Annotated in this window: 19 protein-coding genes and 1 pseudogene; 8 read left to right on the top strand and 12 right to left on the bottom strand. The window is 67.3% G+C overall.

Features of this window, described 5'->3' with window-relative positions; translation table 11 throughout:
* Window positions 1-68 precede the first annotated feature (68 nt).
* Window positions 69-1,352 carry an amidohydrolase gene (locus tag D3H54_RS18795; protein ID WP_149380337.1) on the top strand — a complete coding sequence of 428 codons (1,284 nt, stop codon included), beginning with the start codon at window positions 69-71 and terminating at the stop codon, window positions 1,350-1,352.
* A gap of 3 nt (window positions 1,353-1,355) precedes the next feature.
* Here D3H54_RS18795 and D3H54_RS18800 read toward each other — a convergent pair whose 3' ends face one another.
* From D3H54_RS18800 to D3H54_RS18810, 3 genes are read right to left on the bottom strand one after another with little or no spacing between them, the layout of a single operon-like run.
* A complete protein-coding gene (locus D3H54_RS18800; RefSeq protein ID WP_149383622.1) occupies window positions 1,356-1,982 on the bottom strand; it encodes a trimeric intracellular cation channel family protein in 627 nt (208 codons plus the stop codon).
* A gap of 41 nt (window positions 1,983-2,023) precedes the next feature.
* Window positions 2,024-2,239 carry a heavy-metal-associated domain-containing protein gene (locus D3H54_RS18805; protein ID WP_149380338.1) on the bottom strand — a complete coding sequence of 72 codons (216 nt, stop codon included), beginning with the start codon at window positions 2,237-2,239 and terminating at the stop codon, window positions 2,024-2,026.
* 20 nt (window positions 2,240-2,259) lie between these two features.
* Window positions 2,260-4,509 carry a heavy metal translocating P-type ATPase gene (locus D3H54_RS18810; protein ID WP_149380339.1) on the bottom strand — a complete coding sequence of 750 codons (2,250 nt, stop codon included), beginning with the start codon at window positions 4,507-4,509 and terminating at the stop codon, window positions 2,260-2,262.
* Between the two features lie 136 nt (window positions 4,510-4,645).
* Here D3H54_RS18810 and sigC point away from each other — a divergent pair, with 136 nt between their 5' ends.
* The 3 genes from sigC to D3H54_RS18825 all read left to right on the top strand — a co-directional run bounded on the left by sigC (window position 4,646) and on the right by D3H54_RS18825 (window position 7,476).
* Window positions 4,646-5,197, top strand: a complete 552-nt coding sequence (gene sigC, locus D3H54_RS18815) for an RNA polymerase sigma factor SigC (protein ID WP_149380340.1) — start codon at window positions 4,646-4,648, stop codon at window positions 5,195-5,197.
* Window positions 5,198-5,281: 84 nt separating this feature from the next.
* Window positions 5,282-6,346: a sodium:calcium antiporter gene (locus tag D3H54_RS18820; RefSeq protein ID WP_149380341.1), complete on the top strand. Its 1,065-nt coding sequence runs from the start codon at window positions 5,282-5,284 to the stop codon at window positions 6,344-6,346.
* A 71-nt stretch (window positions 6,347-6,417) separates the two neighbouring features.
* Window positions 6,418-7,476: a glucose 1-dehydrogenase gene (locus tag D3H54_RS18825; RefSeq protein WP_149380342.1), complete on the top strand. Its 1,059-nt coding sequence runs from the start codon at window positions 6,418-6,420 to the stop codon at window positions 7,474-7,476.
* Here the strand turns inward: D3H54_RS18825 and D3H54_RS18830 are convergent.
* The 6 genes from D3H54_RS18830 to D3H54_RS18855 form a co-directional block, all read right to left on the bottom strand.
* Window positions 7,473-8,318, bottom strand: a complete 846-nt coding sequence (locus tag D3H54_RS18830; RefSeq protein ID WP_149380343.1) for a class I SAM-dependent methyltransferase — start codon at window positions 8,316-8,318, stop codon at window positions 7,473-7,475. The two genes, D3H54_RS18825 and D3H54_RS18830, sit on opposite strands and share 4 nt — an antisense overlap.
* 88 nt (window positions 8,319-8,406) lie before the next feature.
* Window positions 8,407-9,129, bottom strand: a complete 723-nt coding sequence (locus D3H54_RS18835) for a FadR/GntR family transcriptional regulator (protein ID WP_149380344.1) — start codon at window positions 9,127-9,129, stop codon at window positions 8,407-8,409.
* 3 nt (window positions 9,130-9,132) lie between these two features.
* Window positions 9,133-9,906 (bottom strand): 3-oxoacyl-ACP reductase, encoded by a 774-nt coding sequence (locus tag D3H54_RS18840; protein ID WP_149380345.1) that lies wholly within the window; start codon window positions 9,904-9,906, stop codon window positions 9,133-9,135.
* Entirely contained in the window at window positions 9,907-11,271 is a 1,365-nt protein-coding gene (locus tag D3H54_RS18845; protein WP_149380346.1) for an aldehyde dehydrogenase family protein, read from the bottom strand. It abuts the gene before it with no gap.
* Entirely contained in the window at window positions 11,268-12,020 is a 753-nt protein-coding gene (locus tag D3H54_RS18850; RefSeq protein WP_149380347.1) for a gamma-glutamyl-gamma-aminobutyrate hydrolase family protein, read from the bottom strand. Before D3H54_RS18850 ends, D3H54_RS18845 begins: the two co-directional genes overlap by 4 nt.
* On the bottom strand, window positions 12,007-13,329 hold the full coding sequence (locus D3H54_RS18855) for a glutamine synthetase family protein (protein ID WP_286199300.1): 1,323 nt from the start codon (window positions 13,327-13,329) through the stop codon (window positions 12,007-12,009). Before D3H54_RS18855 ends, D3H54_RS18850 begins: the two co-directional genes overlap by 14 nt.
* Window positions 13,330-13,594: 265 nt before the next feature.
* Between D3H54_RS18855 and D3H54_RS18860 the strand changes: the two genes are divergently transcribed.
* The 4 genes and pseudogenes from D3H54_RS18860 (at window position 13,595) to ngg (ending at window position 18,982) form a co-directional block, all read left to right on the top strand.
* On the top strand, window positions 13,595-15,166 hold the full coding sequence (locus tag D3H54_RS18860; RefSeq protein WP_149380349.1) for an amino acid permease: 1,572 nt from the start codon (window positions 13,595-13,597) through the stop codon (window positions 15,164-15,166).
* 204 nt (window positions 15,167-15,370) lie between these two features.
* Window positions 15,371-16,552, top strand: a pseudogene (locus tag D3H54_RS32370) (N-acetylglutaminylglutamine amidotransferase); the annotation flags it as partial.
* A gap of 22 nt (window positions 16,553-16,574) precedes the next feature.
* Window positions 16,575-17,228: an asparagine synthase-related protein gene (locus D3H54_RS32375; RefSeq protein ID WP_502707683.1), complete on the top strand. Its 654-nt coding sequence runs from the start codon at window positions 16,575-16,577 to the stop codon at window positions 17,226-17,228.
* Entirely contained in the window at window positions 17,225-18,982 is a 1,758-nt protein-coding gene (gene ngg / locus D3H54_RS18870; RefSeq protein ID WP_149380350.1) for an N-acetylglutaminylglutamine synthetase, read from the top strand. The genes D3H54_RS32375 and ngg overlap by 4 nt, the downstream gene beginning before the upstream one ends.
* Window positions 18,983-18,984: 2 nt before the next feature.
* On the opposite strand, the gene D3H54_RS18875 is transcribed toward ngg, so the two are convergent.
* The 3 genes from D3H54_RS18875 to D3H54_RS18885 form a co-directional block, all read right to left on the bottom strand.
* Window positions 18,985-19,548, bottom strand: a complete 564-nt coding sequence (locus D3H54_RS18875) for an alpha/beta fold hydrolase (RefSeq protein WP_149380351.1) — start codon at window positions 19,546-19,548, stop codon at window positions 18,985-18,987.
* Window positions 19,549-19,609: 61 nt separating this feature from the next.
* Window positions 19,610-20,278, bottom strand: coding sequence for a hypothetical protein (locus D3H54_RS18880; protein ID WP_149380352.1), 669 nt, complete (start codon window positions 20,276-20,278; stop codon window positions 19,610-19,612).
* Window positions 20,279-20,288: 10 nt separating this feature from the next.
* Window positions 20,289-21,794 carry a cobyric acid synthase gene (locus tag D3H54_RS18885; RefSeq protein ID WP_149380353.1) on the bottom strand — a complete coding sequence of 502 codons (1,506 nt, stop codon included), beginning with the start codon at window positions 21,792-21,794 and terminating at the stop codon, window positions 20,289-20,291.

Genomic DNA, 21,794 nt, shown 5'->3' on the forward strand with positions numbered 1-21,794 from the left:
GGCATATCGCATGATCCGTGTCGTACGTTGGGTACTGCGTAACTCACCGCGGACAGAAGGAGCGGCGAATGACTGAGGTGTCGCCCACAGATTCGACGGCTGGTCACGACGCCGCCATTCTCGCCGCGCTACCCACCGTCCGGGTATGGCAGGAAGATCTCTATCGCGACCTGCACCAGCATCCAGAGCTCTCCCACCAGGAACACCGGACCGCCGGCCTGGTCGCCGACAAGCTACGCGAGTCGGGATTCGAGGTGCACGAGGGTATCGGCGGCACGGGGGTGGTGGGCATCCTCCGGTCCGGCACCGGCCCGACAGTCTTGATACGTGCCGACATGGACGCGTTGCCCGTGGCGGAGGCAACCGGTCTGGCCTACGCCAGTACGGTGCACGCGACCGACAACGCCGGTCACGACGTTCCTGTGATGCACGCCTGCGGACACGACATTCACGTCACGTGTCTGCTCGGCGCCGCGGCATTGCTCGCCCACGCGACCGACCAGTGGCGCGGGACGGTCGTCGCCCTGTTCCAACCGGCTGAAGAAGTCGGCGATGGCGCGCGCGGAATGGTCGATGACGGCCTGCGCGAGGCTCTTCCGGCCGTCGACGTCGCTCTGGCGCAACATGTGTTTCCCATACCGGCCGGCATGGTCGGAACGCACCGCGGTCCGTTCCTGGCAGCGGCCGACAGCATGCGGATCACGGTGTTCGGCCGCGGTGCGCACGGTTCGATGCCTCAGGCGGCGGTCGACCCGGTGGTCCTGGCGGCGATGATCGTGATCCGCCTGCAGACGATCGTCTCTCGAGAGATCGCTCCCGCCGACACCGTCGTCCTGACCGTCGGCAGCATTCGAGCAGGGACGAAGAGCAATGTGATCGGCGATCGTGCCGTCCTCGAACTCAATCTGCGCACGTTCGACGAGTCGGCGCGCAGCGCGGTACTCAACGCGATACGGCGCATCGTCGTGGCCGAGTGTCAGGCGTCCGATTCGCCCCGAGAGCCGGAATTCGAGCTCTACGACTCGTTTCCCCTCACCGTCAATGACGATGATGTCACCGACCGGGTGAATGACGCGTTCGTGCGATATTTCGGCGAACGCCTTCAACCCATGCCGCAGGGGTCGGCGAGTGAGGATTTCAGTGACATCCCCACCGCACTCGGTGTGCCGTACACGTATTGGGGTTTCGGCGGAATCGACGAGCAGCACTACCGCGCGGCGGCCGAGGCCGGGCGGGTCAGCCAGGACATTCCCGTCAACCACTCACCGGCTTTCGCACCGGTCATCCAGCCGACCCTGGACACCGGCACCCAGGCCCTCGTCGTAGCGGCGTTGGCCTGGCTGGCCCGCTGACCCTCAGCGTTCGGGGTGGCGCTCCGCGCCGAGTGGCCCTGGAGCATTCAGGCCGAACCGAACGCCGAGCATCCGGATGGCGAAGCAGACCGCCGCGGCCACCGAGGCGGCCGCGAGACCGTAGACATCCAGCCGGATGGCCCCGATCGTGATCGCCGCTGCCGCCAGCGCCGGAATCGCATACAACTCGCTACGCAGAACCGTGGGAATCCGCCCGATCAGGACGTCGCGAATGGTGCCGCCACCCACCGCAGTGGTCACACCCAGCAGCAACGACGGTGCGATGCCCAGACCGAAAGCCGCCGCCTTACTGGTTCCGATGACCGCGAAGACGCTCAGGCCCACCGCATCGAACACCGTGATCGCCGCCTCCAACCGGCTCAGTAACTTGCTGAGCGCAAAGGCCAGCAGGCCACCGGCAATGGCGAGCGCAAAGTATCGCCAGTCTCGGAATGTGGCGGGCGGGATGTCTCCGATGATCACATCGCGGATGACGCCGCCGCCCAGCGCGGTCATCATGCCGAGAGTGACCACACCGACGATGTCCAGGCGCGCGGCACGCACCGCGGTCAGCGCTCCGTTGAGCGCGAACACGAAGGTGCCCGTCAGATCTAGCGCCAGCCACAACATCGGTGCAGGATTCACTGAGTCATCCTCGGGCGCTATAGATCTCAGCCGACGACGACGTAGTCGCCCTCGTCGGCGAGTGCTTCGCGTACCTGCTCGACACTGACGTCACCGTCGGAGTCGACTCGCACGGTCGATGCACCGTCGGGGTCGAGGTCGATGTCGACGGCACTGACCGTCGGCAGCGCGGCCAGCGCACCGGTCACCACCCGAACACAACTCTGGCAGTGCAAGCCGGTGACCTTGAACGTGTGGGACATGGAGATCTGCCTTCCGGTGGCTATCGGGAGTCGAAGTTGCGCAGCCGCAGGCTGTTCGAGACGACGAAGAACGACGAGAACGCCATCGCCGCACCGGCGATGAGCGGATTGAGGAATCCGGCGGCGGCGATCGGGATGGCCGCCACGTTGTAGCCGAATGCCCAGAACAGGTTCGTCCGAATCGTGCGCATGGTCGCACGGGCCAGGTCGAGTGCCTGCGGGACGATGTCGAGATCGTCGCGCACCAGGATGATGTCGGCGGCGCCGATCGCCACGTCGGTGCCGCGCCCGATGGCCAGGCCCAGATCTGCCGATGCCAGCGCGGGTCCGTCGTTGATGCCGTCACCGACCATGGCGACCACCCGGCCGTGCTCGCGCAGTTGCTCGATCACGTCGACCTTGCCTTCGGGCAGCACGTCGGCGATGACCTCCTCGATGCCGACCTGCGCGGCCACCGCACCCGCGGCGGCGGCATTGTCGCCGGTGAGCAGCACCGTGCGCATCCCCCGGCGGTGCAGCGCGGCCACCGCATCGGCGGCCGATTCCTTCACCGCGTCGGCGACCGCCACGGCCCCGCACACCTGTCCGTCGACAGCAACGAATACGACTGTCTCGCCGCGAGATTCACCGCGGCGCCGCGCCGCCTGCACCGACTCGGGGACATCCGCCTGGCCGGCGACCCACGACGGGCGGCCCACTGTCACGTCGTGCCCGGACACCGTTCCGACGACCCCGCGGCCGGGGTGGGCGCGGAAGTCCTCCACCGGCCGGCGCTCGTCGGTGGCGGTCGTGATGGCCACCGCCACAGCATGTTCGGAGGCCACCTCGACCGCCGCGGCGAGCGCCAGAACCTCGTCGGATTGCGCGCCGTCGGCCACCGTCACCTCCGTGACCGCCAGGTGCCCGGTGGTCAGCGTGCCGGTCTTGTCGAACACCACGGTGTCCACCGCGCGGATGGCTTCGAGCGCACGGTAGCCCTTGAGGAAGATGCCGAGCTGCGCGCCGCGTCCGGAGGCCACCATCATCGCGGTCGGGGTCGCCAGTCCCAGCGCACACGGACACGCGATCACCAGCACCGCCAGCGCCGCCGAGAACACCCGGTCGGCGTCGGCCCCCGCCAGCCACCAGCCCGTCGCCGTCAGCGCCGCGATTCCGAACACCACCGGCACGAACACTCCGGCGATCCGGTCGGCCAGCCGTTGCGCATCGGCCTTCTGGGCTTGCGCTTCTTCGACCAGCCGCACCATCCCGGCGAACTGGGTGTCGGCGCCCACGGCAGCCGCCTCGACGATCAGCCGGCCGTCGAGCACCACCGTTCCGCCGACCACCGGCCCACCGGGATGGGCACGCGCCGGCTTGGCTTCGCCCGTCATCGCACTCATGTCGATGGCGGCGTCACCCTCGATCACCAACCCGTCGGCGGCGATCGTCTCGCCGGGGCGCACCACGAATTTCTGCTGCTCTTTGAGTTCGTCTGCCGGCAGCACCATTTCGCTGCCGTCGGCCAGCAGCACCGTCACGTTCTTGGCGCTCAGCGCGGCCAGCGCGCGCAACGCGCTGCCGGCCCGCGACTTCGCCCGCGCCTCGAAGTAGCGCCCGGCCAGGATGAAGACGGTGACGCCGGCGGCCACCTCCAGGTAGATCGAATCGCTGCTCAGCAGCGCCTGCCAGATGCCGTCACTGCGTCGTTCGCGATGCCCGATGAAGATCGTGTAGAGCGACCACAGTGTGGCCGCGGTGACCCCGACGGAGATCAGCGTCTCCATCGACGCGGTGCCGTGGCGGGCGTTGCGCAGGGCGACCCGGTGGAACGGCCAGGCCGCCCATGTGACGATCGGCGCCGCCAGCGCGGTGAGCAGCCAGCCCCAGCCGGCGAACCGGGTACTGGGCACGACCGCGAACATCACCGACAGGTCGGCCAGCGGCACGAACAGCACGGCGGCGATCGCCAGCCGCCGCAGCAGGCTGCGGGCCAGCTTGTCGTCGGGATCCACCGTCTCGGCGGCCGAGGTGGAGCGCGGGGCGGCGTCGTACCCGGCCTTGCGGATCACGTCGCACAGGTCCTCGACGGCCACCGATTCGGGCGCATCGACACTGGCCACCCGGGTGGCGTAGTTGACCGAGGCGCGCACGCCGTCGACCTTGTTGAGCTTGGTCTCGACTCGGGCCGCGCACGCCGCGCAGGACATCCCGGAGACGTCGAGTTCGACCCGGTGCGCGGCGCCGGACACGTTCGGAGCGGTTGGACCGCCCACGACCGATACCGTCATCGCCCTCCTTGGCTGTGTTGCGGACCCGAGGGATGAGTCGGCTGCCATGGCCGTCGGGTTCCCCGGCCTCCCAAAATACGCGCAGGCAACAGGCCGGGAATGTGCCGGCCATGGTGATCCCCTAGTCTCACTGAGCGTGGCCGAACGCGACGACGACCCCGTGACTGCGCTGGCCCTGGCCGCGGGCCGGGGCGATGCGGCCGCACTCGAGGCGTTCATCAGGGCCACTCAGCGAGATGTGTGGCGTGCGGTCGCCTTCCTCGGTGATCCCGGTCACGCCGACGACCTGACGCAGGAGACGTTCCTGCGGGCGTTGGGCGCACTCCCCCGGTTCTCCGGCCGGTCCTCGGCCCGGACCTGGCTGCTGTCGATCGCCCGCCGTGTCGTCGTCGACCAGATCCGCCGTAATCAGGCACGACCACGCACGACCTCTGCGATCGATCTGGAGCAGGTGCTCGACGCCCGGCGCAGCGCCGGCCGATTCGAGGACATCACCGAAATCCGGATGCTGCTCGACGGCTTGGACACCGACCGCCGCAACGCGCTGATGCTGACCCAGGTGCTGGGGTTGTCCTACTCCGAAGCCGCCGAGGTCTGCGGATGCCCGGTGGGCACCATCCGCTCCCGGGTCGCGCGAGCACGCGAGGATCTGCTCGGCGCCGCCGGCCGCGACGATCAGGTCGGCTGAGCGGCTCGACGCCCGCGCCGATTGTTTGTCGTCGGACAACTGTTGCCCTCTGGTTAGCATTGCGTCCGGCGGGAACATATCGCCATGACATCTTTGCCATCGGCAGTGCTGGTCGCCGTCTTCGCCGCCTGCGCCGTCGTCATTTGGTTCGCGGGAATCAAGTTGTCCCAGATGACCGATGTGCTCTCGCAGCGGTGGAATCTCGGCTCGGCGTTCGCCGGCGTCATACTGCTCGCGATTGCGACCAACCTGCCGGAGATCGCCATCACGGCCAGCGCCGCACTGTCCCATCACATCGATGTGGCGGTGGGCAACATCCTCGGTGGAATCGCGATCCAGACCGTCGTGCTGGCCATCCTCGACGCCGCCGGCACGCGTCCGCGTAAGCCGTTGACCTACCTCGCGGCCTCTCTGACCCTGGTGCTGGAGGCCGGTCTCGTGGTGGCGCTGCTGGTGATCGTGGTGATGTCGACACAACTGCCCGGTTCGCTGATCGCCTGGCGGCTGACTCCCGGCGCCGTCCTGATCGTCGTCGTTTGGGCGATCGGCCTGTACCTGGTCCGCCGCGCCCGTCGAGGCCTGCCGTGGCACCAAGAAGGTCATGCGCCAGGCAGCCAGGACAAGCCACCGGGCCACTCCACCGCGGCCAACGAAAAGACCGCTGCGCAACGGGGTATGGGCACCGGTCGCGCAGTCGCCGTGTTCGGCGTCGCGGCTCTGGCCACGCTGATCGCCGGCGTTCTGATCGAACGCAGTGGTGAGGAGGTATTCGGCCGCTGGGGAATGTCGGGGGTGCTGTTCGGTGCCACGGTGCTGGCCGCCGCAACGTCGCTGCCCGAGCTGTCGACCGGCCTGGCGTCGACCCGGATGGGTGATTACAAGCTGGCGATGAGTGACATCTTCGGCGGCAACGCCTTTCTGCCCGTGCTGTTCCTGCTCGCGACCCTGCTGTCCGGTGACGCCGTCCTGCCGACCGCCCATCACACCGACATCTATCTGACCGCGCTGGCCGGCCTGCTCACCGTGGTCTACATGGCGGGACTGATTTTCCGCCCGCAGCGCCAATGGCTGCGGATGGGGCTGGATTCCCTCGCCGTGGTCGTTTTGTACATCGCCGGCATCGTCGGGTTGGCGTCCATCACCAATTAACTGTTGCCTGACAGCAATCATTGATCGGCAACAAGGGGATGAGCACACAGACTGTTGGGTAAGCCACGAGTATGCGCGCGTTGACTGTGCAACCCGGACAAGCCGATTCCCTAGCTGTCGAAGATATCGACGAACCCCAGGTTGGGCCAGGTGAATTGCTGGTAGCCGGCCTGGCCGTCGGTGTGTGCGGAACCGATAAGGAGATTGCCGCCGGTGACTACGGCTGGCCCCCACCCGGGCGTGACCGGTTGGTGTTGGGTCACGAATCCCTGGGCCGGGTGCTGACCGCTCCCCCGGGCAGCGACTTCGCCGAAGGCGATCTGGTGGTAGGGGTGGTGCGCAGGCCCGATCCGGTGCCCTGTGGCGCGTGTGCCCATGGCGAGTTCGACATGTGCCGCAACGGTCGATACACCGAGCGCGGCATCAAGGAGTTGGACGGATACGGCAGCGAACGCTGGTGTGTGGAAAACGACTATGCGGTCAAACTCGACGACGGGCTTGCCGACGTCGGCGTGTTGATGGAGCCCACCACCGTCGTGGCCAAAGCCTGGGAACAGGTGTACCGCGTGGGGCAGCGAGCCTGGTTCGAGCCGCGCACCGCACTGATTACCGGCGCGGGCCCGATCGGGCTTCTCGCCGCACTGGTCGGCGTCCAGCACGGTCTCGACGTTCACGTGCTCGACCGGGTCACCGCGGGGCCGAAACCAGACATCGTCAACGCCTTGCACGCCACCTACCACCACGGCAGCGTCGAGGACGCCCTCGGAGCGATTGGTCCGGACATCGTGATCGAAGCCACCGGCGTCGGATCGCTGGTCTTCGACGCCATGAGCGTCACCGGCTCGTACGGCATCGTCGCGCTGACGGGTGTCTCCCCGAAGGGTCGGGCCTTCACCGTGGATGCCGGCGGCCTCAATCGCGACATCGTTCTTCAGAACGATGCGGTGGTGGGTTCGGTCAATGCGAACCTGCGTCACTACCGGCAGGCCGCCGAAGCGTTGGCCAAGGCCGATCCGAATTGGTTGGCCAGCTTGATAACCCGGCGTGTCCTTCTTGCCGACGCGACGAAGGCATTCACCGCCGAATCCGACGACGTCAAGGTGATCGTGACCCTCCAGGAGGCGACTTAACGCTTCGTCGCCGTCACCACCAGATACTCGGCCGAGTAGGCAGTGCGGCCGGGCTGATCCGACTGGTTCCACTGCTCGAGGAACGCCAGGAAGTCGCGGTCGAGGCTCGCCACCTGGTCGGGGCGGTCCGCAGTCAAGCTGTACACGGCGATTGTGGGTCCGTAGTTGCGTTTCCAGTATTCCCGGAACTCCAGCGGGCTGGGGCTGTGCGCCATCTGAAGGGTCCTGCGTTCCATGGTGAGGTCGGTGACCTTGTCGCCGAACAACTCTCGTACATGGTTCTCGTCACCCCACAGCGGTGCGGGCGAGGCGCCCGGGGGCGGCGGCGCGGCATAGGGCTTCATGGTGGCGAACAACTGGCCGATGAATCCTTGCGGCGTCCAGTTGATCATCCCGATCGACCCACCCGGCCGGCACACCCGCACCAACTCGTCGGCGGCCGCCTGGTGATGCGGGGCGAACATCGCGCCCAAACAAGACAGGACGACATCGAAGTGGTTGTCGGCGAACGGAAGCGCCTCCGCGTCGGCCTCCACCCACTCCAGCTCGACACCGCGCGCGGCGGCGATCCGGCGGCCGGCGTCGAAGAGCTCCGGAGTGAGGTCACTGGCGGTCACTCGCGCGCCGGCTTCGGCGGCCGGAATCGAGGCGTTGCCGGCGCCGGCGGCCACGTCCAGCACCACGTGATCGGGCCGGATGCCGACAGCGTCGACGAGCTCTGGGCCGAGTGCGGCGACCAACTCGGCGGCCACCGTCGGGTAGTCACCGGACGCCCACAGGGCACGATGCTTGGCCTTCAGCGCCCGATCGGCGGAATCATCGTCTTCTGGTCTGGTACCCATTGCAGATCTCCTTCACAACGGCCATGGGCACAGGATGCGCGCACGCGTTGCGACAGAAGCGGAAATGGCAATAACGCCGCGGGCGAATTCAGTCCAGGAAGCCGTGCAACAGCGCTGCCGATCCGGCGATGTGGGCCTGCATCGCCGCTCCGGCGGCATCCGGATCGCCGGCGAGGATGGCGATGACGATGGCCTCGTGCTGTTCGTCGGAATGCGCAATGTTGCGCCGCAGCAACGGAATCTGATCCAACAGCGCGTTCAGCCGCATCCGGTTCTCGGCTACCAGCGGCACCAGCGATGCCGATCCGGCGGCCTCCGCGATGGCCAGATGCAGCCGGGAGTCCAGCCGCCGATAGTCCTCGGCGCACGAGCAACGCACATCGGTCAACCGGGACCACAGCCCTTCCCGCTCGGCCGCGGTCAGCGTCCGGGTCGCGGCCATCCGGGCTGCGCCGACCTCGAGGATCTCGCGCAGCCGCAGCGCATCGTCGATGTCGGCGCGGCTGAACCGCACCCGGCCTTCGGTGGGGGCGGGTAGCGACTCGGACAGGAAGGTGCCGCCGTAACGGCCGCGCCGCGACACCAGGTAACCAGCGTCGGCCAGCGACTTGATCGCCTCCCGGACGGTGTCGCGGCTGACGCCGAGCCGGGTGGCGAGTTCCCGTTCCGGGGGCAGCGAGTCACCCGGGGTGAGCACGCCGAGCTTGATGGTCTGCAGCAGCCGGCCGACGGTGTCCTCGAAGGCGTTGCCCAGGCGCACCGGACGCAGCAGTGCCTCGTGGGCCTGCTGCGGTTCCGGTACGGCTGTCATGGTTTACAGCGGGGTGACGTAGTGGCCGGTGATGCCGCCGTCGACCAGGAAGCTGGAGCCGGTGATGAACGAGGAGTCGTCGCTGGCCAGGAATGCCACCGCGGCGGCCAGTTCCTCCGGCTCGGCGAACCGGCCCATCGGCACGTGCACCAGTCGGCGGGCGGCCCGCTCCGGATCCTTGGCGAACAACTCCCGCAGCAGCGGGGTGTTCACCGGGCCGGGGCACAGCGCGTTGACCCGAATTCCCTGGCGCGCGTACTGGATTCCGAGTTCGCGCGACATCGCCAGCACACCGCCCTTGGACGCGGTGTAGGAGATCTGGGAGGTGGCCGAACCGTTGACCGCCACGAACGAGGCGGTGTTGATGATCGAGCCGCGCTGCGCGGGCACCATGTGCCGTAGCGCGGCCTTGCAGCAGAAGAAGACCGACTTCAGGTTGACGTCCTGCACCCGGTCCCAGGCGTCGATGCCGGTGTTCTCGATGAGGTCATCGTCAGGCGGGCTGATACCCGCGTTGTTGAACGCGATGTCGACGCCGCCGTGCAGCTCGAAAGCGGTGTCGAACAACTTGTCCACCGCGACCTGATCGGACACGTCGACCTGGACGAACGTCACGTTCAAGTCGTTGGCCACGGTCTTGCCGGTCGTCTCGTCGAGATCCCCGATGACGACGATCGCGCCCTCGTCCCGCATCCGTTTGACGGCTGCGAGTCCGATACCGCTCGCGCCACCCGTGACGACGGCGACCTTGTCCTTGAGTCGCTGGGACAGATCCATCTAGCTCTCCTCTACTGCAAAAAAGACGTTCTTGGTTTCGGTGAAGTGCAGGGGTGCGTCCGGGCCGAGTTCGCGACCGAGCCCGGATTGTTTGAACCCGCCGAACGGGGTGTTGTACCGGACCGACGAATGCGAGTTCACGCTCAGGTTGCCTGCCTCGACCGCGCGGGACACCCGCACCGCCCGCGACAGGTTGTCGGTCCAGATCGACCCGGACAGACCGTATTCGGTGTCATTCGCCAGGGCGATGGCGTCGGCCTCGTCGTCGAACGGCAGCACCGCGACGACCGGTCCGAAGATCTCCTCGGTGACGGTGCGATCGGTGCGTTGCGGGGTGAGCACGGTCGGCGGAAACCAGAAACCGGGCCCACTGGGCGCCGAGCCGCGAAACGCGACGCATCTGTCATCGGGTACGTAGGCGGCCACCGACTCGAAGTGCTTGCGCGACACCAGCGGTCCCATCTCGGTCTCCCGGGCCGCGGGATCACCGACGACCAGGCCCTTGACAGCTGGTTCGAGCAGCTCCATGAACTTGTCGAACACGCTGCGCTGCACAAGAATCCGGCTGCGCGCACAGCAGTCCTGCCCGGCATTGTCGAACACGCCGTAGGGCGCGGTGGCCGCGGCCTTCTCCAGATCGCAGTCGGCGAACACGATGTTGGCGCTCTTGCCGCCGAGCTCCAGGGTGACCCGCTTGACCTGGTTGGCCGCCCCGGCCATCACCTTGGTCCCGACCTCCGTCGAGCCGGTGAACACGATCTTGCGGACATCGGGGTGGCTGATGAACCGCTCGCCGACCACCGAACCGCGCCCGGGCAGCACCTGGAACAGGTCCTTGGGCAGACCGGCTTCCAGAGCAAGCTCACCGAGCCGCATCGAGGTCAGCGGCGTCCACTCGGCCGGTTTGAGCACCACCGCATTACCTGCGGCCAGGGCGGGCGCGAAACCCCACGCCGCGATCGGCATCGGGAAATTCCACGGCGTGATCACCCCGATCACACCCATCGGCTCGTTGAACGTCACATCCAGGCCACCGGCCACCGGAATCTGCTTGCCCGACAAGCGCTCCGGGGTGGCCGAATAGAACTGCAGCACGTCGCGCACATGGCCGGCCTCCCACTCGGCCGCGCCGATCGGATGACCGGAGTTGGCCACCTCCAGGGCGGCCAGCTCCCCGACATGCGCCTCCACCGCGGCGGCGAACGCCCGCAATGCGGCCGCCCGTTCGGCGGGTGCCTTTGCGGCCCAGACCTTTTGCGCGACCTTGGCGCGCGCAACGGCGTCATCGACGCCGGCGACGTCGGTCAGCTCGACCGTGCGCAGCGACTCTTCCGTGGCCGGATTGACCAGTTCGGTTGTACTCAATTCACTCTTTCCGTTGTGTAGGCCCGGGCCGCCTCGACCAGGCCGGCGAACACGCGAAGATCGTCCAGGGTTTCCTCGGGATGCCATTGCACGGCCAGGACGAATTCGTCGCCCGGCAGCTCGACGGCCTCGATGACGCCCTCATCGTCAAACGCGCTGATCATCAGTCCGTCACCGAGCCGGTCGATGGCCTGGTGGTGGTAGCACTGCGCATTCGTGCTCTCGCCGATCAGGCCGGCCAGCCGGCTACCCGCCACGGTGCGGATCGACGAGGTGGTGAACACCGCGTTGCCCTGCTGATGACGGGTGTGCCCGACGACGTCGGGCAGGTGCTGGTGCAGGGTGCCGCCCAGCGCGACGTTGAGCACCTGCGCCCCGCGGCAGATGCCGAGCACCGGCAGGTGCCGGCGTATCGCCGCGGCAACCAGCATGAGTTCCCACGCGTCGCGGACGCGGTCCGGTTCGTCCGTGGCGGGGTGCGCGTCGTGACCGTACGCGGACGGATCGACATCCCTGCCGCCGGTGATGATCAGACCGTCGATGCCGTCGAGGATCTGCTCGACGATGCCGGCGTCGACCGGCTGCGGCGGAAGCAGCGTGGCGATACCCCCGGCCAGCGTGACGCCTTCGATGTAGATGCCGGGCAGGAAGCTGGCGTGCACATCCCAGACACCGGTCTGGGCCTGCTGGAGATACGTCGTGAGGCCCACGACGGGGCGGAGCCTGGCCTCCCTGTCAGAGCCGCTCAAAACCGCGCACCCTCTCCCAGTCGGTGACCGCGGAGTTGAACGCCGCCAACTCGACGCGGGCGTTGTTCAGGTAGTGCTCGACGACCTCGTCACCGAACACCTCGCGCGCCACGGTCGAACCCTCGAACAGCGCAGCGGCCTCGGCCAGCGTGGTCGGCAGCCGCTCGGCGCCACTGGTGTAGGCGTTGCCGTCGACCGCATCGGGCAGCTCCAGCCCGTTGTCGATGCCGTGCAAGCCACCGGCGATCAGTGCCGCCACCGCGAGGTACTGGTTGACGTCACCGCCGGGTGCCCGACACTCCATCCGCATCCCGGACCCGTGGCCCACCACCCGCAACGCGCAGGTGCGGTTGTCCATACCCCACGCGATCGCGGTCGGAGCGAAGCTGCCGTCGACAAACCGCTTGTAGGAGTTGATGTTCGGTGCATAGAACAGCGTCAGCTCGCGCAGCGTGGCGACCTGGCCGGCGATGAAGCTACGGAACATCGGCGACATGCCGAGTTCGTCGGAGTCATCAGCGAACACCGCCGAGCCGTCGGTACCACGGAAGGAGATGTGAATGTGGCAGCTGTTCCCTTCCCGCTCATCGAATTTCGCCATGAACGTCAGGCTCTTGCCGTGCTGATCGGCGATCTCTTTCGCGCCGTTCTTGTAGATCGTGTGGTTGTCGCAGGTGACCAGCGCGTCGGCGTACCGGAACCCGATCTCCTGCTGGCCCAGGTTGCATTCGCCCTTGACGCCCTCGCAGTACATGCCGGCACCGGCCATCCCGTTACGGATGTCGCGCAGCAGCGGCTCCATCCGGGTCGACGCCAGCATCGCGTAGTCGATGTTGTAGTCGGTGGCCGGAGTGATGTTGCGGTAACCGGACTTCCAGGCGTCGCGGTAAGTCGTGTCGAACGCCATGAATTCGAGCTCGGTCGCGGCGACCGCACACATATCGCGCTCGGCGAGCCGGTCGAGCTGCTTGCGCAGGATGCTGCGCGGCGCCTGGCTCACCGGCGTGCCATCGGTCCAGGACAGGTCGGCCATCACCAGCGCGGTGGCCGGCAGCCACGGAATGCGGCGCAGCGTGCTGAAATCCGGGGTCATCACCATGTCGCCGTAGCCGGTTTCCCAGCTCGAGATCGCGTAGCCGCCGACGGTGTTGTTGTCGACGTCCACCGCGAGCAGGTAGTTGCAGCACTCGGCGCCGTGCGCGGCGACATCGTCGACGAACAGTTCGGCCGAGATCCGCTTGCCGGTCAGCCGGCCCTGCATGTCGGCAAAGGCCACGATCACCGTGTCGATCTCACCGGCGGCCACCATGGTTTCCAGTTCGGCCTGCAGCAACAGACCTGGCCGGCGGCGGCTTGCACCATCAGGCGTCACGCGTGCCCCTCTCGATAGCCCGGGATCGGGTTGATTCGACGGAAAGTCAACCATTGGATGCCGCCGGCGCGGCGGCGTCGTCGTCCAGGTTTACATAAACGTCACTCCAAAGGTAGGACACCAGACCAATAGCACTCTATTGTCCCTACTCAGGAGAGCGCCGGTGGGCGCCTCTTCGTCATCACGCCCAGAAGGAGACACCGTGCCAGAGGGTCACGAACTACTCGACGACGACGAAAAGCACCTCGCCAGCCTCGGGTATACCCAGGAGCTGCACCGGTCCTGGTCCGGCTTCAGCAATTTCGCCATCTCGTTCTCGATCATCTCGATCCTGGCCGGCTGCTTCACCTCGTTCGGCCTCGGCTGGAACAACGGTGGGCCCGCCGCCATCGCCTGGGGCTGGCCGATTCTGTCGGCGTTCATCCTGCTCATCGGACTCTGTATGTCGGAGTTGGTGTCGGCGTTCCCGACATCCGGCGGAATCTATTGGTGGGCAGCCAAACTCGGCGGTCCCAAAGCCGGCTACTACACCGGCTGGCTGAACCTGGTCGGACTGATCGCCATCCTGGCGTCGGTGGCCTACGGGTCGGCGACGTTCCTCGACCTGACACTGGGCACGTTCAGCGAGAGCTGGCTGGCCGGCTACAGCCTGACCCGGACATTCATCATGTTCCTGGTCATCCTGGTGATCGTCGCGACGATCAACATCTTCTCGTCCCACCTGCTCGCCGTCATCAACAACATCTCGGTGTGGTGGCATGTCATCGGCGCTGCGGCTGTCATCGTCATCCTGTGGCTGATCCCCGCGCAGCACGCCAGCTTCTCCACGGTGTTCGCCACGACCGTCAACAACACCGGCTTCTTCGGCGGATCGACCTCGGGCTTCGGCTTCCTGCTGTTCGTGCTGCCGATGTCGGCGATCCTGACCCAGTACACGATCACCGGCTACGACGCCTCTGCTCACCTGTCCGAGGAGACCAAGAGCGCCGCTGACGGTGCCGCCAAGGGCATCTGGCGGTCGATCTTCTACTCGGCGATCGGCGGCTGGATCCTGCTGCTGACCTTCCTGTTCGCCGTTCAGGACGTCGACGGCGTGACCAAGGGCGGTGGTGCCGTCGCGACGATCTTCAGCCAGGCGATGGACTCCAAGTGGGTCGCCATCGTGCTGCTGATCTCGACGGCCGGCCAGCTGTTCTGCACCACCGCGTGCCAGACCAGTGCCTCGCGGATGCTGTTCGCGTTCAGCCGTGACCGTGCGGTGCCGGGACATCAGCTCTGGTCGAAGCTCAGCAGCAGGAAGGTGCCCGCCAACGCGGTGATCGTGACCGCCGCGATTGCGGCGATCCTGACCCTGCCCGCGCTGGTCGAAGTCGACATCAACGGCGCCCCGGTGCCGATCGCCTTCTTCGCCGTGGTGTCGATCGGCGTGGTGGGTCTGTACCTGTGCTTCGCGGTGCCGATCTACTTCCGCTGGAAGGCCGGCGATTCCTTCCCGCTGGGCAAATGGAATCTGCGGGGCCACCACAAGTGGATGGCGCCGCTGGCGTTGGCCGAGATCGTCATCACCTCGATCATCGCGATGTTCCCCACGTCGATCGGCGGCGCGCCGTGGGACGCCAGCTTCGAGTGGAAGTTCGTCAACTACACGCCCCTGGTGGTTGGCGGCGTGCTGATCCTGCTCTTCATCTACTGGCACGCATCGGTGAAGAACTGGTTCACCGGCCCGATCAAGCAGGTGGACGCATCGGGCGAACAGCTGGAGGGGGTTTCCTAACACGCAGGAGACCAACACCCCAGGCCCTCCGTGAGGCGGGCCCCGCGCCCCTCGTGCCCAGGCCGAGGGGCGCGGTTTGTGTGGAGCCCTGCCTTGTCTGAGCCTCCGTCTGGTGTGAGCACCGTCTCGGCCCGGGTTAAGACTCGTTCGCCGCGGGTAAGTGGAAGCCGAGGACAGCGAAACAGACGGGATTGGTCGGGAACGATGTGTGGAGCGGCAGGTGAAGTCCGTCTCGACAATCAGGCCCCCGATGTGGCCGCGGTGGCTGCGATGGCGGAGACGATGGAGCCCCGTGGGCCGGACGCGTCGGGTGTGTGGTCACAGGGCCGGGTGGCGCTCGGCCATCGCCGGCTGAAGATCATCGATCTCTCCGAAGCCGGGGCTCAGCCCATGGTCGATGCCGAGCTCGGACTGACCATCGCCTGGAATGGCTGCATCTACAACTACGAGGCCCTGCGCGACGAACTCGCCGGTCACGGCTACCGGTTCTTCTCCCACAGTGACACCGAGGTGTTGCTCAAGGCCTACCACCACTGGGGTGACCGGTTCGTCGACCGCTTGTACGGGATGTTCGCCTTCGCGATCACCGAACGTGACAGCGGCCGCGTACTGCTCGGTCGCGACCGACTCGGCATCAAACCGCTGTACATCAGCGAGGATTCCCGCCGCATCCGGTTCGCGTCATCACTGCCCGCCCTGCTCGCCGGCGGTGGCGTCGACACCCGCATCGACCCGATCGCGCTGCACCACTACCTGACCTTCCATTCGGTGGTCCCGGCACCGCGCACCATCCTGTGTGGCGTCCGCAAGCTCTCCCCCGGCACCCTGCTGGCCATCGAACCCGACGGCACGCGACGCGAGATCACCTACTGGGAACCGGATTTCAGCCGTCGCGCGGACCGGTCCGACTGGAGCGAACGCGATTGGGAGGACGCGGTTCTCGACTCGTTGCGGGCCGCCGTCAAGCGCCGCCTGGTCGCCGACGTGCCCGTCGGCTGCCTGCTCTCGGGCGGGGTGGACTCCAGCTTGATCGTCGGCCTGCTCGCCGAAGCGGGCCAGCAGGGACTGTCGACCTTCTCCATCGGCTTCGAATCGGTCGGCGGCGTCAAGGGTGACGAATTCGTCTACTCCGACATCGTGGCCGAGCGGTTCGGCACCGACCACCATCAGATCCGCATAGACACCGCCCGGATGCTGCCCGCGCTGCAGGGCGCGATCGGCGCGATGAGCGAGCCGATGGTGTCCCACGACTGCGTCGCGTTTTATCTGCTGAGCCAGGAAGTCGCCAAGCACGTCAAGGTGGTTCAGTCCGGTCAGGGCGCGGACGAGGTGTTCGCCGGCTACCACTGGTATCCCCGATGGCCGAGCCGGACGCGGCCAGCGTCGACGGTTCCCCTGGCGCACCCCGATGGCCGAGCCGGACGCGGCCAGCGTCGACGGTTCCCTGGCGCGATACCGCGGAGCGTTCTTCGATCGCGACCACGACGGCGTGGCCGCACTGCTCGCCGACGACCGGCTCACCGGCCGGGAGGATCCCAGCCTGTCATTCGTCGCCGAGCACTTCGCCCGGCCCGGCGCGCAGACCGGCGTGGACCGCGCCTTGCGGCTGGACACCACCGTGATGCTGGTCGACGATCCGGTCAAGCGCGTCGACAACATGACGATGGCGTGGGGGCTGGAGGGCCGGGTGCCCTTCCTCGACCACGATCTGGTGGAGCTCGCGGCAACCTGCCCGCCCGAGCTCAAAACCGCCCACGGCGGCAAAGGCGTGCTGAAAGAGGCTGCCCGCCAAGTTATTCCAGCCGAAGTGATCGACCGGCCGAAGGGCTATTTCCCGGTGCCCGCGCTCACCCATCTGGAAGGGCCGTATCTGGAGATGGTCCGTGACGCGTTGTACGCGCCGGCGGCCAAGGAGCGCGGCCTGTTCCGGCCCGAGGCAGTGGAGCGGTTGCTGGCCGATCCCAACGGGCGGCTGACCCCGCTGCGCGGCAATGAACTCTGGCAGATCGGACTCCTCGAGCTATGGCTGCAGCAGCACGGCATCACGGGGCCGGCCGCATGAGCACCTCGTCGCACACCGAGGCCATCACGATGAGCCTGCACGAGGCCTCGCCCGAAGACCTGGTCCGCGAGATGTCCGACGATGTGGTGCTCGAATTGGGTTGGGGCCGACTGATTTTCGGGCAGACCTTCGAGAGCCCCGACAAGCTGGCCGCGGTGCTGCAGCAGGAGGAGCAGGGCCGGCGCGACATCTGCATCTACGCCCGCGAATCGCATGTGCTGGTGGCCAAGTCGCCGGCTGAGCTGTTCATCGACCCCAGCCACACCTACCGCTGGCGGCTGCACCCCGACGACCCCGAGGTGCCGACGCCGGCCGGGTTCAGTGTGCGCCCACTGCGCGATCAGGGCGAAGCCGACGAGATGAACCGGGTGTACGTGCGCTGCGGCATGGTGCCGGCCCCTACCGAACTGATCTGGAACAACCATCTGCACTCCGACGCGGTGGAGTATCTCGTCGCAGTGCGCGACGACGACGGGTCGGTGGTCGGCACGGTCACCGGCGTCGACCACAAACGGCTGTTCAACGACCCCGAGGACGGATCCAGCCTGTGGTCACTGGCGGTCGACCCGACTGCCAGCCTGCCCGGCATCGGCGCATCGCTGACCCGCACGCTGGCCGCCATCTTCCGCGGGCGCGGCCGTGCCTACCTGGACCTCTCGGTGGCCTACGACAACGACGCCGCGATCGCGCTGTACGAGAAGCTCGGCTTCCAGCGCGTTCCGGTGCTGGCCGTCAAGCGCAAGAACGCGATCAACGAGCCGCTGTTCACCCCGGCGTCCGAGACGGTCGACGATCTGAACCCGTACGCGCGCATCATCGCCGACGAGGCCATGCGCCGCGGAATCCGTATCGAGGTCCTCGACGCGGAGACCGGTGAGATGCGATTGTCCTACGGCGGCCGCAGCGTGGTGACGCGAGAGTCGTTGAGCGAATACACCTCTGCGGTCGCGATGAGCCGCTGCGACGATAAGCGACTGACCCGTCGCATCGTCTCCGAAGCCGGCATCATCGTGCCGCGGGGCCGCCTGGCCACCTTCGATCACGACGATCACACCTTCCTGGCCGAGGTCGGCGACGTCGTCGTCAAACCGACCCGTGGCGAGCAGGGCAAAGGCATCACCGTCGGGATCGACAGCCCCGAGGCGTTGGACGCCGCCCTGGCCCGGGCCCGTGAACAGCACCCCGAGGTGCTGATCGAACAGCGCGCCTGCGGTGACGATCTCCGCCTGGTGGTCATCGACGGCAAGGTCGTCGCCGCGGCTCTGCGCAAACCGGCCGAGATCATCGGCACCGGCAAACACACCGTCCGGGAACTCATCGAGACCCAGAGCCGCCGCCGCGCCGCGGCCACCGGCGGCGAATCGCGTATCCCCCTCGACGACGTCACCGAAGCGACTGTGGCCGAGGGCGGTTGGTCGTTCGACGACGTCCTTCCCGAAAGCGAGCGGCTGCGGGTACGCAAGACCGCGAACCTGCACCAGGGCGGCACCATTCACGATGTGACGGCCATCGTTCATCCCGAGCTGTGCCGGGTCGCCGTGGTAGCGGCAGAGGCCATCGGCATCCCGGTCACCGGCATCGATCTCCTGGTGCCCGACGTGACCCGCGACGAGTATGTGTTCATCGAAGCCAACGAGCGGCCCGGGCTGGCCAATCACCAGCCACAGCCCACCGCACAGGCTTTCGTCGACTTCCTGTTCCCCGGACAGCCGGGTCTACCGCAGGCGTGGACTCCGGAAGAGCCCCAGCGCTGAACTCACCAGGTGCTGGTGCGCAACACGATCTCCGCGGCCAGCTGCGCGGTGGACTCGGCGGCGTTGCGCCTGCCGGTGAACTCCACCAATCGATAGTCGCTGTACACGTAGCGCTGACTGGCCCTGGCCAGTGCGCGGGCGGCGGGGGTACTGACCAGCGCGGTGGTGTTGATCTCCACCGGCGGGCAGTCCTCATCGCGGACCACACCGTTCTGATCGGGGACGCGCGGATGTCCGCGGTCGATCACGACCAGGCCGGTGAACCGGTCGAGCCGGGTGGCGGCCAATTCCCACGCGAGCTCGGCGCCCGCGCGATCCCCCACCAGGATTCCCCACCGGACGTCAAGGGCGTCGAGAATGCCGATGACCGCTTTCGGATGTAGCCGCGGGTCGGCGCCGATGACGACCGTGCGTACCGACGCCGTGTGCAGGCGCTGACAGACCCCGTCGTAGGCAGCCGGTGCATGCTGGGCTGCACCCAGCAACACGACATAGGGGCCCTTCTCCGGACCGGTCACGCTGACCGGCACGGGGAACCCATCGACAGTCACCATCGTCGAAGGCATTTCGCCACGTTACTGCGAAAGTGGCGTTCCCGAGGCAGTTTCCGCAGGGTTCCTCATCTCCTCAGATCGCGTTACGGATCTTCACAGCTTGCTTGTTGAACACGTCCAGGAACGTCTGCGGCAGTGACGCTTTGGCAGCGATGCTGGGATCAGATGTGGGAAAAGCGATTCCGAAAACTCCATACCGGCCCACATTCTGGAACGCCATGTAAACACTACTGGCCGAACCCATCAGCTGCATCGTTTGCTGATACGCCAGCGCATCGTCACTCAAGCCGGGAAGCTCCGTGGTGGTGATCGGGATGCCCTTGCTCCGGGTGTCGAAGTAGGTCTCGAACTGGGCGCAGCGGCCTGCCGCCGCCTCGAGCTTGTCCAGATCCAGGGGCCACGACAGGACCGTCATCACGATGCGTGTGCCGTTGTAGGTGGCCGCGTACTTGGCCGCGCTGCCCGGCCCGCGTTCGGCCGAGTCGGCGATCACATTGGTCAGGGCGTTCGCGCAGCCCTCCGGTCGCGAACGCATCGACGGCGGACTACCGGTGTTGTCAGGTTGACCGAGCTGCTCGACGATGCGGTCGTACTGCACGCCGGGCGGGAAATCGGCCGGCGCCAGCGTGGCCTTCTCCAGCGTGGCGCCCGGCCATGTCGCGGTTCCCGACACCGTCGACCCGCAACCGGTGACCAGGACCGCAGCCACCGACAGGGTGACCAGAACCGCCCGAGCCGACATGAGTGTCAGGCTACCGACCCAATCGGGTGCTCACCGTCGGACGCACCGGCACACCGCCGCTGATCAGGGACAACAGCGCATCGATATCAAGGTGGGCGACCAGCAGATCCGCCATCAGATCGAGTTGGGCATCCCGGCGCCCCGGCACGCTGACATCGGTCGCGACCTCGAAACCGGACCGGCCCGCCGCCGCCGCGACGGTGGCGAGCCACCCCCGCCGGAACTCGTCGTTGTCCAGTAGGCCGTGCCAGTGGGTGCCGAACACCGCGCCTCGCAGGTAACCCTGGACGGCGCCGTCGGCGTCGAACCAGCTGTCCTCGCCACACCTGGAAACCCGACCGTGGTGGATTTCGTAGCCACTCAACGGACTCTCCCAGTGCCGCAGCACCTTCTCGGGCGCGAAGTCGATCTCGGCATCGAGCAGTCCCAACCCCTCGACGTCACCCGTCCGGGTTTCCACGGTGTCACCGATGCGCCGTGCCAGCATCTGAAAGCCGCCGCAGATGCCGAGCACCGGGCGACCGGAGTTGGCATGCGCGGTGACCGCATCGGCGAGGCCCCGCTCCCGCAGCCAGCCGAGGTCGGCGACGGTCGCCTTGCTTCCGGGGATGACGACGACGTCGGCGTCGGACAGCTCCGCAGGCTCGCTGACCCACCGGACCAGCACACCCGGTTCGCAGGCCAGTGCTTCGACGTCGGTGGAATTGGAGATGCGCGGCAGCCGGATCGCCGCGACGCGCAGCCGCTGTTCACCGCGCGGCGGAGCCGGAACACCGACCACATGCCCGGCCACCACCGATACCGAATCCTCGGCGTCGAGCCACAGCCCGTCGCTGTACGGCACGATGCCGTAGGTGGGCCGACCGGTGAGCTCGGCGAGCTGGTCGAGGCCGGGGGCCAAGAGCGCCGGATCCCCGCGGAACTTGTTGACGATGAAGCCCGCGATCAGCGCCTGGTCTTGCGGCGACAGCACGGCGACGGTGCCGAACAGGTGAGCCAGCAGACCACCGCGGTCGATGTCGCCGACGATCACGACCGGCAGGTCGGCCGCCCGGGCCAACCCCATGTTGGCCAGATCGGTTGCCCGCAAGTTGATTTCGGCCGGCGATCCCGCGCCTTCGCACAGCACGACGTCGAACTCCGCGCGCAGCGACGCCAGTTCGTCGGCGACCACCCCGGCGAGCCGGTCGCGATGCTGGATGTAGTCGGCCGCGCCGACCGTGCCGACCGGGTGGCCCCTGACCACCAACTGGGAGGTGCGGTCACTGCCGGGTTTGAGCAGCACCGGGTTGAACCGGGTAGTGGGCGCCAGTCCCGCCGCCCGCGCCTGCATACCCTGGGCCCGGCCGATCTCGCCCCCCTCGACGGTGACCACCGAGTTGTTGCTCATGTTCTGCGCCTTGAACGGCGCCACGCGAATTCCCTTGCGCACCAACAGTCGGCACAGTCCGGCGACGACCATCGACTTGCCGGCATCCGATGTGGTGCCGGCGATCAGCAGCGCGCCGCCGCTCAC

The sequence above is a fragment of the Mycobacterium sp. ELW1 genome (assembly GCF_008329905.1).
GTDB lineage: Bacteria > Actinomycetota > Actinomycetes > Mycobacteriales > Mycobacteriaceae > Mycobacterium.

What these genes read in the sequence shown, in the direction of transcription:
- D3H54_RS18795 (WP_149380337.1), top strand. Translation starts at nt 69, where the DNA reads ATGACTGAGGTGTCGCCCACAGATTCGACGGCTGGTCACGACGCCGCC.
- D3H54_RS18800 (WP_149383622.1), bottom strand. Translation starts at nt 1,982, where the DNA reads ATGTTGTGGCTGGCGCTAGATCTGACGGGCACCTTCGTGTTCGCGCTC.
- D3H54_RS18805 (WP_149380338.1), bottom strand. Translation starts at nt 2,239, where the DNA reads ATGTCCCACACGTTCAAGGTCACCGGCTTGCACTGCCAGAGTTGTGTT.
- D3H54_RS18810 (WP_149380339.1), bottom strand. Translation starts at nt 4,509, where the DNA reads ATGACGGTATCGGTCGTGGGCGGTCCAACCGCTCCGAACGTGTCCGGC.
- D3H54_RS18820 (WP_149380341.1), top strand. Translation starts at nt 5,282, where the DNA reads ATGACATCTTTGCCATCGGCAGTGCTGGTCGCCGTCTTCGCCGCCTGC.
- D3H54_RS18825 (WP_149380342.1), top strand. Translation starts at nt 6,418, where the DNA reads ATGCGCGCGTTGACTGTGCAACCCGGACAAGCCGATTCCCTAGCTGTC.
- D3H54_RS18830 (WP_149380343.1), bottom strand. Translation starts at nt 8,318, where the DNA reads ATGGGTACCAGACCAGAAGACGATGATTCCGCCGATCGGGCGCTGAAG.
- D3H54_RS18835 (WP_149380344.1), bottom strand. Translation starts at nt 9,129, where the DNA reads ATGACAGCCGTACCGGAACCGCAGCAGGCCCACGAGGCACTGCTGCGT.
- D3H54_RS18840 (WP_149380345.1), bottom strand. Translation starts at nt 9,906, where the DNA reads ATGGATCTGTCCCAGCGACTCAAGGACAAGGTCGCCGTCGTCACGGGT.
- D3H54_RS18855 (WP_286199300.1), bottom strand. Translation starts at nt 13,329, where the DNA reads ATGGTGGCCGCCGGTGAGATCGACACGGTGATCGTGGCCTTTGCCGAC.
- D3H54_RS32375 (WP_502707683.1), top strand. Translation starts at nt 16,575, where the DNA reads ATGGCCGAGCCGGACGCGGCCAGCGTCGACGGTTCCCTGGCGCGATAC.
- ngg (WP_149380350.1), top strand. Translation starts at nt 17,225, where the DNA reads ATGAGCACCTCGTCGCACACCGAGGCCATCACGATGAGCCTGCACGAG.
- D3H54_RS18875 (WP_149380351.1), bottom strand. Translation starts at nt 19,548, where the DNA reads ATGCCTTCGACGATGGTGACTGTCGATGGGTTCCCCGTGCCGGTCAGC.
- D3H54_RS18880 (WP_149380352.1), bottom strand. Translation starts at nt 20,278, where the DNA reads ATGTCGGCTCGGGCGGTTCTGGTCACCCTGTCGGTGGCTGCGGTCCTG.